Consider the following 12910-nt stretch of genomic DNA (forward strand, 5'->3'; position numbering starts at 1 on the left):
TGATGGCAAATGCCCGCATTGAGTTTCATTCAAGCTTTCACATCCCAGAAAAATACAGCCGGCCAGGTCCTTTCTGCCCAGCCGAACCCTATCAGGGCCCATTACAAATCAATCGATGACTTGCGGGATCTGGGAGCGCGGGTAGCGAAGGGCGAAGACGTCCGCCTGCCCGACTATGAACCGATGGTGTTCGAGCAGCGCACCGTCGAAAACGCCAAGCTCATTCTGCATTCCTATCGCTCATCCGATGCGGCAGCACGCAAAGGTGAAACGATCACGCCAGCCGCTCAGTGGCTGCTCGATAATTATTATCTCGTCGACCAGAATATCCAGCAGGTTGAGCGCGATCTGCCGAAGAAGTTCTTCCGGCAACTGCCGCCGCTCGCCAACAATCCCGGCATTCCGCGCGTCATGGCGCTTGCCTGGCTCTATGTCGCCCATACGGACAGCCAGTTTTCGCTGAACAGTCTCAGCGCAATCGTCGAAGGCTTCCAGACGGTCGAGCCGCTGCATATCGGCGAACTCTGGGCATTGCCCTCTGCGGTGCGGTTCATCCTTATCGAAAATGCCCGCCGGCTCTCCCTGCGCGTCGAGCGCGCCCGCCGCATGCGCGCCTTCGCCAACACGGTTGCCGACGAGATCACCCTTTACGCTGACAAGGACGCGCTGCCGCAGCTGCTCGCGCAATATGCGCCGGCGGCACGTGACAGCACCTTCGCCACGCACCTCCTCTATCGTCTGCGCGGCGGCGCGACCCATTCGGGCGCCGCTGTTGCATGGCTGGAAGAAGAGCTCGAGAAGAACGGCAGCGACGCCGAGGACGCTATCATCCAGGAACATACACGCCAGTCCACCGGCGGCGTGACCATGGGCAACCTGATCCGGAGCCTCAAGTCCATCGACGACGTCGACTGGATCACATGGTTCGAGACGGTCAGCGGCGTCGATGCCGTCCTGCGCGAGAATTCGAATTTCGACGCGCTCGACTTCCATTCACGCAATGCCTACCGCGTCGCCATCGAAAAAATCGCCCGCCGCTCCGGCAAGAGCGAGCATGATATCACCCTCGAAGCGCTGGACCTTGCCCAAAAGAGCGCCGAAGAGACCGGCGGCGGCGATGCCGTCACCGAGCAGCGCAAGCGCGACGTCGGCTACTACCTCTCCGGCGATGGGCGGCCCGAACTCGAGGCGAAGTGCGATTATTCACCGACGGTGCTTGAGCGCTGGGTCCGCTTCTATCGGAAGCTGGGCCTTGCCGGGCTCTGGGTGCCGGCATCTTTCTTTTCGATCGCCATCCTGCTTCTGATCCACTACTGGCTCCGTCAGGCCGGTCTGTCGCACGGCATGACGCTGCTTTTCACGGTGCTTGCGGTTTTCCCGGCGATGGAAACGGCCAACGGCTTCGTCAACTGGATCATACCGATGTTCATGCCGCCGACGCGGCTTATCGGCTTCGAATACAAGAACGGACTGCCGCCCGAGGCAAAAACCCTTGTCGCCGTGCCGACATTGATCACCTCGCGCGACTCCGTCGACGAGCATATCCGCAACCTCGAAGTGCACTACCTTACCAACCCGCGCGGCGAGGTCTATTTCGCCCTCCTTACCGACTGGAAAGACAGCCAGAACGAGCAGACGGACGACGATCTCGACATATTCGACTATGCGCGCGAGAAGATCACCGCGCTGAACGAACATTATACGCAGGCCAATCCGCGCTTCTTCCTGCTTCACCGCAAGCGGCTCTACAACCCGCAGGAAGTCTGCTGGATGGGCTGGGAGCGCAAGCGCGGCAAGCTGCACGAACTCAACCTGCTGCTGCGCGGCGATAAGGACACGACCTATTTCCCCTCAAACGAGGAACTGCCGACCGACATCAAGTTTGTCATGACGCTCGATTCCGACACGCGCCTGACGCCGGATTCGGTCAATCGCCTCGCCGGCAAGCTGGTGCATCCGCTCAATCGCCCGATCTACCGGGCAAAATCCGGCCGTGTCGTCAGCGGCTATTCGGTTCTGCAACCGCGCGTGACGCCCTCGCTCACCACCGGTGACGACGCCTCGTTCCTGCAGCGCGTCTTTTCGGTCAACCGCGGCATCGACCCTTATGTCTTCGCGGTATCAGACGTCTATCAGGACGTGCTCGGCGAAGGCACCTTCACGGGCAAGGGCCTCTATGATGTCGATTTCTTCGAAGCGTCGCTCGACGGCAAGATCGGCGAGAACTCGGTGCTCAGCCACGATCTTCTCGAAGGCGGCTACGCGCGTGCCGCGCTCGTCAGCGACGTTGAAGTCGTGGAAGATTATCCCACCGGCTACAATGTCGATATTTCGCGCCATCATCGCTGGACCCGCGGCGACTGGCAGCTGTTGCCCTATCTCTTCAGCACCAAGCCGGGCGTCACGGCCGTCACACGCTGGAAGATGGTCGACAATTTGCGCCGTTCGCTTGCGCCGATCTTCTGGCTGATTGCTGCTATTGCCGGCTGGACGTTGCTGCCGCCCGGTCTTGCCACGCTCTGGCTGTGCTTCCTCATCTTCAGCATGTTCATCGTGCCGACGATGATCCTTTTCACCAATCTTGTGCCGACGGACATGAACCTGTCGCTCAAGGGCCACTTCCAGGCGATTCTGACTGACATCTTCTCCGGCGCCGCCGATATCGCGCTTCGCATCACCTTCCTCGCCAATATGGCGGTTTTGATGGGCGATGCGATCGTGCGCACGCTCTATCGCCTCTTCGTCACGCGCAAGCACCTCCTCGAATGGCGGGCCGCCGCCCAGGCAAAGACGAGTTCGCCCGATACGCTGCAGTACTACATGCAACTGATGTGGCCGGCGACGGTCGTCGCCATCATCGCCATCGGCCTGCCCCTCGCCGGCCATAGCCGCGCATGGTTCCTGGCGGTGCCTTTCGCCTTAATCTGGTTCCTGTCGCCGATGATCGCGTGGCTCGTCAGCCGTTCTGCCAAGCCACTCGACGATCTCGCCGTCCGATCGTCCGACAAGAGCGAGCTGCGCCGCATAGCGCGCCGCACATGGCACTACTACGATACGTTCGTGACCAAGGAGCAGAACTACATTCCGCCGGACAATTTCCAGGAGGATCCGCATCCGGTCATCGCAACGCGCACGTCTCCGACCAATATCGGCATGTATCTGCTGTCGACGGTCGCGGCACGCGATTTCGGCTGGATCGGCTTCCATGAAACGCTGACGCGGATCGACCAGACGCTCAGCACGCTCGAGAAGATGGAGAAGTATCGGGGCCATCTCTACAACTGGTACGAGACAACGACGCTGCGGCCGCTGCTGCCGCTCTACGTCTCGGCTGTCGACAGCGGCAATCTCGCCGGCCATCTGGTTGCGCTTTCGTCGGCCCTCGAAAAATGGGCGGAAGCGCCTTCCGTCTATCTCCAGAGCGATCTCGACGGCATTCTCGATGTAAGCGACATTCTCGAAGAGGCGATCAACGATATTCCTGATGATCGCCGCGTGCTGCGGCCGCTGCGCCGCCGCCTTGAGGAGCGCGTCGCAAACTTCCGCCGTGCCATCACCACCATCAAGGAGGAGCCGGAGACGGCTTCGCTGCGCACCATCAACCTTTCCCTCTTTGCCGGCGATATCCAGCGCCTCACCGAGGAGTTGCATGGCGAGCTCGAAAGCCCCGCCAGCGTCACCGCCAACGAATGGGCGCTGCTTCTCGTCAAGACCTGCCAGGCCCACACGGACGACGCCATCGGCTCGCATGAGGGTACGGACGTCCTGCGCGAACGGCTGGTAACGCTCGCAACCCGCGCGCGCCAGCTGGCGTTCGATACCGACTTCACCTTCCTCGAGCGCAAGGAGCGCCGCCTGCTGTCGATCGGTTTCCGCGTCGAAAGCAACGAACTCGACGCAAGCTGCTACGACCTTTTGGCCTCGGAAGCCCGACTTGCGAGCCTCTTTGCCATTGCCAAGGGCGATATTCCCGTCGACCACTGGTTCCGTCTTGGACGCCTGCTGGTTCCCGTCGGCTGGCGCGGCGCCCTGATCTCGTGGTCGGGCTCGATGTTCGAATATCTCATGCCGCCGCTCGTCATGATCGAGCCGCTCGGCAGCATGCTCGACCAGACCAACAAGCTGATCGTCCAGCGCCAGATCGAATATGGCGCGTCGAAAGACCTGCCTTGGGGTATATCGGAAGCCGCCTATAATGCGCGTGACCCGGAGATGAACTACCAGTACACCAACTTCGGCGTGCCGACGCTCGGTTTGAAGCGCGGCCTTTCGAAGAACTATGTGGTGGCGCCCTATGCCAGCATCATGGCCAGCCAGTATCAGCCGGCAGAAGCTGTAAAAAACCTGAAGCGTCTGCGCGCGCTTGGTGCCCTTGGCCAGTACGGTTTCTACGATGCCGTCGACTTCACCAAGTCGCGCGTTCGCGAAGGCGAGGACTATGCGGTGGTGCGCAACTACATGGCTCACCATCACGGCATGTCGATCGTCGCGGTCAACAACGTCGTATTCGAAGGGCGTATGCGCGAACGCTTCCACTCGGACCCGGTCATTGAAGCCGCCGAACTCCTGCTCCAGGAAAAGGCGCCGCGGGAAATCCCGGTTCTCCAGGCCAAGGCCGAGAACCCGATGCGCAAGGCCGTGGAAAGCAGCGAAGAAACTCCCTCGATCCACATCATCGACAATCCGCTCGGCGCTCCGCGCGCAACGCAGGTCATGTCCAACGGCCATTATTCAGTGATGGTCACCGCCAATGGTGGCGGTTACAGCCGCTGGAACGGGCTCGCAATAACACGTTTCCAGCCGGATATTCTCGAAAGCGGCTATGGCACCTTCCTCTTCCTGCGCGATATGGAGAGCGGCGACTGGTGGTCGGCGACTGGCGATCCCGTGCGGGCCACCGGCGAAAAGAGCATGACGATCTTCGCCGACTATAAGGCCGAATTCATCAAGGAAGCGGGCACGCTGCACACGACGGTGGAAACCATCGTCGCGTCGGATTCCGACGGCGAAGGCCGGCGCATCGTCATCACCAATACGGGCAGCAAGGATCGCATCATCGAAGTGACCTCCTATGCCGAACTCGTATTGACCAATGACGACGCGGATACGGCCCACCCGGCATTCGCCAAGATGTTCGTCGAGACCGAGATCGACAAGCGCGGCGATACGATCTATGCGACACGTCGCAAGCGCAACAATGACGAACCGGACATCCACGTCGCCCACATGGTCAGCGACAGTTCCGGAACCATGCGCGAAGTTCAAGCGGAAACCGACCGGCGGGCCTTCATCGGCCGCGGCCGTACGCTGCGCTACCCCGCCGCATTCGACGAGGGCGCGACGCTTACGGGCTCGCAGGGCTTCGTGCTCGATCCCATCGCGTCGCTGCGCTGCCGCGTCCGCGTGCCCGCCCACAAGAAGGTGACGCTCGTCTTCTGGACGCTCGTGCGCCCCAACCGCCAGGAACTCGAGGACGTCGTCGGCCGCTTCCGCCATCCGGATTGCTTCGCACGCGAATTCTCGCTGTCATGGACGAGTTCGCAGGTGCGTCTGCATCACATCGGCATCAACCCCGATGAAGCGCAGGTTTTCCAGCGTGTCGCGACCAGCCTGATCTATCCGGACAAGGCACTGCGGATGCCATCCGAAAGCATCGCCAGCGGCCTCGGCAGCCAGTCCGAACTCTGGCCGATGTCGATTTCCGGCGACTTCCCCATCCTTGCCCTGCGCATCGATGACGAAGCCGATATGGAAACGCTCAAGAATCTGTTGCGCGCCCACGAGTACTGGCGCGCGAAGGGCCTGGTCGTCGATGTCGTCGTCATCAACGAACGCTCCTTCTCCTATGCGCAGGATTTCCAGCGGGGTCTTGAAGCAATCTGCGAGAACAGCCGGGCGCGCGGCGCGCAGCTCGGACCGCGCGTTCATATCTTCACGGTCCGCCGCGACCAGATGAGCGATGCCAGCTATAATACATTGCTCGCCTCGGCGCGGATCGTCATGCATGCGCAGAACGGCTCCCTGTCCGAGCAGCTGAAGCGCATGGAGGGCCTCAGCGCCGACCTCGCGCCCACAGCGGACGCAGCCGCCGGCAAGGTCAACGCGACGGTCGACACGGGCAGCATCGAGGAGATGCGCAATATCGCGCCGGCGCCGACGCAATTGATGCGGACGCGCAACCCGAAGATATCGGGCGACGATCTGGCATTCTGGAACGGCTTTGGCGGCTTTGACCTTGCAAGCGGCGAATATGTCGTCCGCCTCGGAGGGATCACCCAGACGCCGCAACCCTGGATCAACGTCATTTCGAATTCCAGCTTCGGCTTCCACGTTGCCGCGGAGGGTGCTGGATTCACCTGGTCCGGCAATAGCCGCGACTACCAGTTGACCCAGTGGTCGAACGACCCCGTCAGCAACCGTTCCGGCGAAGCGATCTATATTGTCGATCTTGACAAGAACGTCGCGTTCGCTCCCACGGCTTCGGTGCTGCGCGACCCGTCCGTCCAGTACGAAGCGCGCCATGGGCAGGGCTATTCGACGTTCACGTCGCGCCACGGCAATGTCGGGCTTGAACTTACCCACACCATCCATGTCGAACTGCCCGTGCGCGTGTCGCGGCTGAAGCTCACCAACCATGGCGGCTCGGCGAAGCGCCTGCGCGTCTATGGCTTTGTCGAATGGATGCTCGGCAATGCCCGCGCCAAGACCGCTCCGTTTATCGTACCGTCCTGGGATGCCGAAACCGGCGTGCTCATGGCGCGCAATCCCTATGGCATCGACCGTCGCAACAATGTCGCCTTCTATGCAACGAGCGTGAAGCCGAATTCAGTGACGTCGGATCGCGCCGAGTTCTTTGGAACGCTCGGCTCCGTCGATCGCCCGGCTGCGGTTCTGCAGGCAAGGACGCTCTCCAACGTCGTCGAGGCAGGCGGAGACCCCTGCGCTGCGCTCAACGTCGATATCACGCTTGCGGCCGGCGAGACGAAGGAACTGCTGTTCTATATGGGCGATGCCGGTAGTGCCGACGAGGCACGGCGTATCCTGCGCGAACAAAGCAAACAGGGCTTCGACGAGACGCTCGGCGCCTCCCGAGCGCTGTGGTCGAACTTTCTCGGCGGCCTGCAGGTCGAAACGCCCGACGAAGCTTTCAACCTGATGGTCAATCGCTGGCTGCCCTACCAGAGCCTTGCGTGCCGTATCTGGGCGCGATCGGCTTTCTATCAGGCAAGCGGCGCCTTCGGCTTCCGCGACCAGCTGCAGGATACCCTGTCGATGCTGATCCTCGATCCGTCGTTGGCGAGGAAGCAGATTCTCAACGTATCGGCGCGCCAGTTCAAGGAGGGAGATGTCCAGCATTGGTGGCTGCCGACGAGCGGCGCCGGCGTTAGAACGAAAATCTCCGACGATGTCGTCTGGCTCGGCTATGCGATCGCCCACTACACGACGGTCACCGGCGACATGAGCATTCTCAACGAGCAGGTTGCCTTCATCGACGGTCCAGCACTCAATGAGGGCCAGCACGACGCCTTCTACCAGCCCACGATCACCAGCGAGAAGGTAAGCGTCTACGAACATGCTGCGCGCGCGCTCGATCTAGCTGTGGCGCGGACCGGCGCACACGGACTGCCGCTGATGCTCACCGGCGACTGGAACGACGGCATGAACCGGGTCGGCGAAGACGGCAAGGGCGAGAGCGTCTGGCTCGGCTGGTTCCTCATCAGCACGCTGCGCGACGTGATCCCGATTGCCAGAACCTTCAAGGATACGGCCCGCATCGAGCGTTGGGAGGCCCACATAGAGCGCCTCAAGGCAGCACTCGAAAAGGATGGCTGGGACGGCGAATGGTATCGCCGCGGCTATTTCGATGACGGTGCGCCGCTCGGCTCCAAGAAGAGCGAGGAATGCAGGATCGACTCGATCGCGCAATCCTGGAGCGTTCTCTCAGGTTTTGGGGATCCGTCCCGGGCGCGCCAAGCCATGAAATCGGTGGCGACGCATCTGATCGATGACGAAGCCGAAATCATCAAGCTGTTCACTCCGCCGTTCAACAAGTCGCGGCATGATCCAGGCTATATCAAGAGCTACCCCGTCGGCGTTCGCGAGAACGGCGGCCAGTACACGCATGCCGCGACCTGGGCGGTGCTTGCCATGGCGAGACTCGGCGACGCCGACGAAGCCTATCGCTGGTTCAAGAAGCTTAACCCTGTGAACCATGCGCTGAGCGCCGAAAAGGCGGAGTTCTACCGTGTGGAACCCTATGTCGTGGCAGCCGACGTCTATTCGGTCGATCCAATGCGCGGACGCGGCGGCTGGACCTGGTATACCGGTTCGGCCGGCTGGCTCTACCGCGTTGCTACCGAGGGAATCCTCGGCATCACGCGGCAGAACGACCGCCTGTTCGTCGACCCTGCCCTTCCCTCAGATTGGGATGGTTTCAGCTTCGTGCTGCGTAATGGCGACGCCCGGTACTCGATCGAGGTCCGGCCTGCAGGCAAGGGCGGCAAGAAGATTACAGTCAACGGCAAGAAACTCACCAAGGCAGAAGGTGGCATTCCGCTTGAGACCAAGGGCGAACACAAGGTCGTTGTCGAGGTCCCTGCGGGCGGCGTATCGATCGACGCCGTCTCGACCGCGGCAAAATGAATTCTGACGTGCCGCCGGCCCAGCGCCGGCGGCACAGCCACTTGCTCTGCGGTACACCCGCAAAATTCCAGTTGAGAATCTTTGCAACTGACGCGGATCTGACGCATAATCGCGGCCATGAAAAATATCATGAATCAGAAGCCGGATTACGAAAAGGAGTTGCGCAACGCTGGCATCCGCATCACCCGCCCGCGGCGCATCATTCTCGATATTCTGACATCGACCGAAGACCATCCGGACGCGATGAAGATTTTCCATCGCGCCAGCGAGATCGACGACAGCATCTCGCTCTCGACTGTCTATCGAACGATGAACTTGCTCGAAGAGATGGGTGCGATACACCGGCACGCATTCAGCGGTGGCCCATCACGTTTCGAACAGGCGCATGGCGAGCATCACGACCACCTGATCGATATCGATACGGGTGCCGTCATCGAGTTCAAATCGGAGAAGATCGAGCAGTTGCAGGAAGAAATCGCCCGCTCGCTCGGATACGATATCGTGCATCACCGGCTTGAGCTTTACGCGCGCAAGATCAACCGATCTTCATAGGAAATAGCTTAACAATCCTCCACAGGGCGTGGTCGACCGTCTGAGTCTGCGATGCAGCAATATTTCAGCTCAATGCACGCGACTTATAGTTGCAAATATTCTCGTTTTTTCTGCTTCCATATCTTGCTAATTGCTTCGAGGTGGAAATGCGATTATCTTCAATATTATTTTATTTTTTATTTTGAGAACGCGTATGGCAAATCTATTTGACCTCTTCGGTTGCCTGATCCTCCAGGTAAATATTCTTCATTGCTGGCTTTCAAAAAACGCTCCGCAATTCGCCTGGCGGGCGGGTGGCGTTTTAATCCGTAGTGAAGCCTTTTTCTTGGTTCAGAGGGAAGTACGCCAATGATTAAGTGCGTTTTTATGATAGCGGCACTTTCCCTGGTGAGTCCCGCTTCAGCCGGCGGCATGGACTCAATGACAATTGCCAACAATCTCGGCACGATGCTTGCTGCCGAGGATGCGTGCGGTCTCTCGTTCGATCAGACCGCCATCGAGAGCTACATCGAGAAAAATGTGAAAGCGGCCGACATGGATTTTCCATCGACGCTGCAATTGATGACCAGCGGCGCGGAAGCCCAATTACACGACCTAAGCAACTCGGCCAAGACCGCTCATTGCGTTCAGATCAAACGGTCAGCAAAGGCCAACGGCTTCATCAAGTAAGCAATTTCCGCCATCATTGGGATCGTCACTATCACGCCGCGTTCGACGTTGGCTGGTCCGTGAGCAGCTCATAGAGCAGGCTTGCATCGTGGGCCGTGCGCAGCTTGGCGACACGTTCCGGGTCGCGCAGCGTCCGGGCAATGCGCGACAGGGCCTTCAGGTGATCCGCGCCGGCATTTTCCGGGGCAAGCAGCAGAAAGACAATATCAACGGGCTGGTCGTCCAGCGCCTCGAAATCGATCGGGGCATCGAGCTGCGCAAAGACGCCGGTGATACGCTTCACGCTATTGAGCTTGCCGTGAGGGATCGCAATTCCGTTGCCGACGCCGGTCGAACCGAGGCGCTCGCGCTGCAAGACCGTATCAAACACTTCACGCTCGCTCAGGCCAGTCAAGGCGGCTGCCTTTTCCGACATGGCTTGCAGGAGTTGCTTCTTGGAGTTGACTTTCAATGCGGGCAGGACAGCATCGGGCTGAATGAGATCACCCAGATCCATTATCTCTCTTCCTTCCAGTTACCGTCCGCGCCCATTTCGGGCGCGGGCAGTAGTTCACGTTTGTTATCCACGGGCCGCACTTTGACCCGCTACGGTCGATGGATCGATCCAACCGATATTTCCGTCAGGGCGGCGATATACGATATTTACCTGCGTACTTCCAGAGTTGCGGAAGACGACCACAGGGCTGTCCTTCAAATCGAGCTCGACCACCGCCGAAGCCACACTCATGCTGCGAAGCGCCATCGACGTTTCGGCTACGATCGTCGGCGCGTAGTCTTCAGGAAATTCCTCGTCATCGTCGGGTACCGGCGCCATGACGCGATAGGACACGTCATCGAAGACACCATTCGATCCCGGGGCCTGATGCGACTTCAAGCGTCGCTTGTAGCGGCGCAGCCGCTTGTCCACGCGTTCGCCCGCAGCGTCGAAGGCAAGCAATGGATCCTGAGCTTCACCGGCCGCCTGGAGAACCGTGCCGGTATCCAGACGGACAAGGCAGTCTGCGATGAATCTCGAACCCTGTTTTTCCACTGTGACGTGGCCGGTATATCCGCCATCGAAGTACTTGGCCACCATCTCTCCGATCCGCTCTTCGATGCGGATGCGGAATGCGTCGCCAATGTCCATATGTTTCCCAGATACACGCAGACTCATGATAGCTCACCTTCATTGTGATTTCCGTTTACCAAATCAATCTACACCGATGTTGGAAGACGAGCAAAGCCATCCCGCACAATCCGTGCGAGCGCTCCATCACATTTCGCTTGCTGATTCTTCATGTCCAAACGCGCGCTTTCGCTCCGACCGTCGCAAAGTACCGGCGCTTCTCTCTCCCTGACCAGGCTTCTTTGGCCCAGTTCATTGCCCACTCAAAACGAGTCTACACCCGAGTGATGGAGTAATCTAGAGCCAGGATCTTTCTTGCGCACAGAAGCCTGCGCTTTCTTCTCGCGCCGTCTTTGCACCGAGGAGGCAATGTTCATCGCCTCGCGATACTTGGCGACCGTGCGCCGGGCGATGTCGATCCCCTGCTCCTTCAGCAGATCCACAAGCGTATCGTCTGAAAGGATCTCGTTTGGCGTCTCGGCATCGATGAGCTGGCGAATCTGGTGTCGAACCGACTGCGAGGAATGCTGCTCGCCGCCCTCCGTCGCCGATATGCCGGCGTTGAAGAAATAGCGAAGCTCGAAAACGCCCCGCTTGGTCAGCATGTATTTATTCGCGGTAACACGGCTTACCGTCGATTCGTGCATGCCGATGGCGTCGGCCACGGTACGCAAGTTCAAGGGCCGCAAATATGCGATACCCTGGAGGAGAAACTGTTCCTGCTGCCGCACGATTTCGCTCGCAACCTTGAGGATCGTCTGGGCACGCTGATCGAGGCTACGGGTCAACCAGTTGGCGGTCTGCAGGCATTCGCTCAGGAACGTCTTTTCCAGCGGCGAAGCCTTGGCCTTCGACAGGGTTGCGTAATAACTGTTGTTGACCAGCACGCGGGGCAGTGCGTCAGGGTTGAGCTCGATCCGCCAGGTTCCATCGGCCGCCATATCGACGATAACGTCGGGGACAATGCTGTCGGCGATTCCCGACGAAAAGGCCGTGCCCGGCTTCGGGTCAAGCTGCTGGATTTCCCGCAGCATATCGAGAATGTCGGCTTCGCTGACCTGGCAGAGCCTCTTCAAGGTGTGGAAATCGCGCTTGGCCAGGAGCTCGAGATTTTGCAGGAGGGCCTGCATGGCAGGATCAAAGCGATTTTTTGCGCGCAGCTGGATCGCAAGGCATTCGGCGAGGTCGCGCGCAAACAGTCCGACCGGCTCGAAGCCCTGCATGGCACTGATCAATCGCTCCACATGCGCCGCCCCAACACCCAGTCGCTCGGCTATCTCGTCGATATCGGCGCGCAGATAACCCATTTCATCGAGATGGTCGACAAGTTCCGCGGCAATGAGGCGGTCGGCGACGCTCTCGAAGGTAAAAATAATCTGTTCGCCGACATGATCCCTGAGCGTCAGCGGCGATGCCGTTACCTGTTCGATATTGTAGCCCTCTCCGGAAGACACATAGCCGTCTCCCACCGATGACTTCCACTGGGAGGCAAGATCGCCGCCGATCAGATCATGCGTACCGGGATCATCCGGGAAAATATTCTCAAGTGAACTATCGAAGGTCTCGGACATGGAGCCGGCGCTGATCGTTTCGCCGCTTTCGAGCCAATGATCGCCCTGACCGTTGGAGTGTTCGCCCGCGTCCCCATCTCCGGTGACGCTCTTGCCAAATTCGCCGTCCTCACCGGAACTACGGTCGGAACTACTGGCCCACTCCTCCATGCCAAGGTAGTCGCCGTTGGCCTCATCGCGATCAAGCAGAGGGTTCTTCTCGATCTCCTGTTCGATGAATTGTTCGAGCTCGACGTGGGTCAGCTGCAGCAGTCGAATCGACTGCATGAGCAGCGGTGTCATCACCAGTGCCTGGGATTGCCTGAGATCGAGTTTTGGCGATAAAGCCATGAGGATGGGAGCACTCCTGTACCAAAGTACAAAACTGGCC

General features: G+C 59.7%; 6 protein-coding genes. 3 read left to right on the forward strand and 3 right to left on the reverse strand.

Annotated features, from left to right (window positions below; all coding sequences use genetic code 11):
• Positions 1–9: 9 nt before the first annotated feature.
• The 3 genes from BR48_RS24060 to BR48_RS0106920 all read left to right on the forward strand — a co-directional run bounded on the left by BR48_RS24060 (position 10) and on the right by BR48_RS0106920 (position 9864).
• Entirely contained in the window at positions 10–8643 is an 8634-nt protein-coding gene (locus BR48_RS24060; protein WP_051614653.1) for a glucoamylase family protein, read from the forward strand.
• Between the two features lie 129 nt (positions 8644–8772).
• Positions 8773–9195 carry a Fur family transcriptional regulator gene (locus BR48_RS0106910; protein WP_228017347.1) on the forward strand — a complete coding sequence of 141 codons (423 nt, stop codon included), beginning with the start codon at positions 8773–8775 and terminating at the stop codon, positions 9193–9195.
• A 420-nt stretch (positions 9196–9615) separates the two neighbouring features.
• Positions 9616–9864 carry a signal recognition particle gene (locus BR48_RS0106920; RefSeq protein WP_155810822.1) on the forward strand — a complete coding sequence of 83 codons (249 nt, stop codon included), beginning with the start codon at positions 9616–9618 and terminating at the stop codon, positions 9862–9864.
• Between the two features lie 31 nt (positions 9865–9895).
• On the opposite strand, the gene ptsN is transcribed toward BR48_RS0106920, so the two are convergent.
• The 3 genes from ptsN to rpoN form a co-directional block, all read right to left on the reverse strand.
• On the reverse strand, positions 9896–10360 hold the full coding sequence (gene ptsN / locus BR48_RS0106925; protein WP_027230619.1) for a PTS IIA-like nitrogen regulatory protein PtsN: 465 nt from the start codon (positions 10358–10360) through the stop codon (positions 9896–9898).
• A gap of 63 nt (positions 10361–10423) precedes the next feature.
• Entirely contained in the window at positions 10424–11017 is a 594-nt protein-coding gene (gene raiA, locus BR48_RS0106930; protein ID WP_036813481.1) for a ribosome-associated translation inhibitor RaiA, read from the reverse strand.
• A 215-nt stretch (positions 11018–11232) separates the two neighbouring features.
• Positions 11233–12870, reverse strand: a complete 1638-nt coding sequence (gene rpoN, locus BR48_RS24065; RefSeq protein ID WP_051614656.1) for an RNA polymerase factor sigma-54 — start codon at positions 12868–12870, stop codon at positions 11233–11235.
• Between the last annotated feature and the right edge of the window lie 40 nt (positions 12871–12910).

This window comes from Phyllobacterium sp. UNC302MFCol5.2, from assembly GCF_000686005.1.
GTDB classification, from domain to species: domain Bacteria; phylum Pseudomonadota; class Alphaproteobacteria; order Rhizobiales; family Rhizobiaceae; genus Phyllobacterium; species Phyllobacterium pellucidum.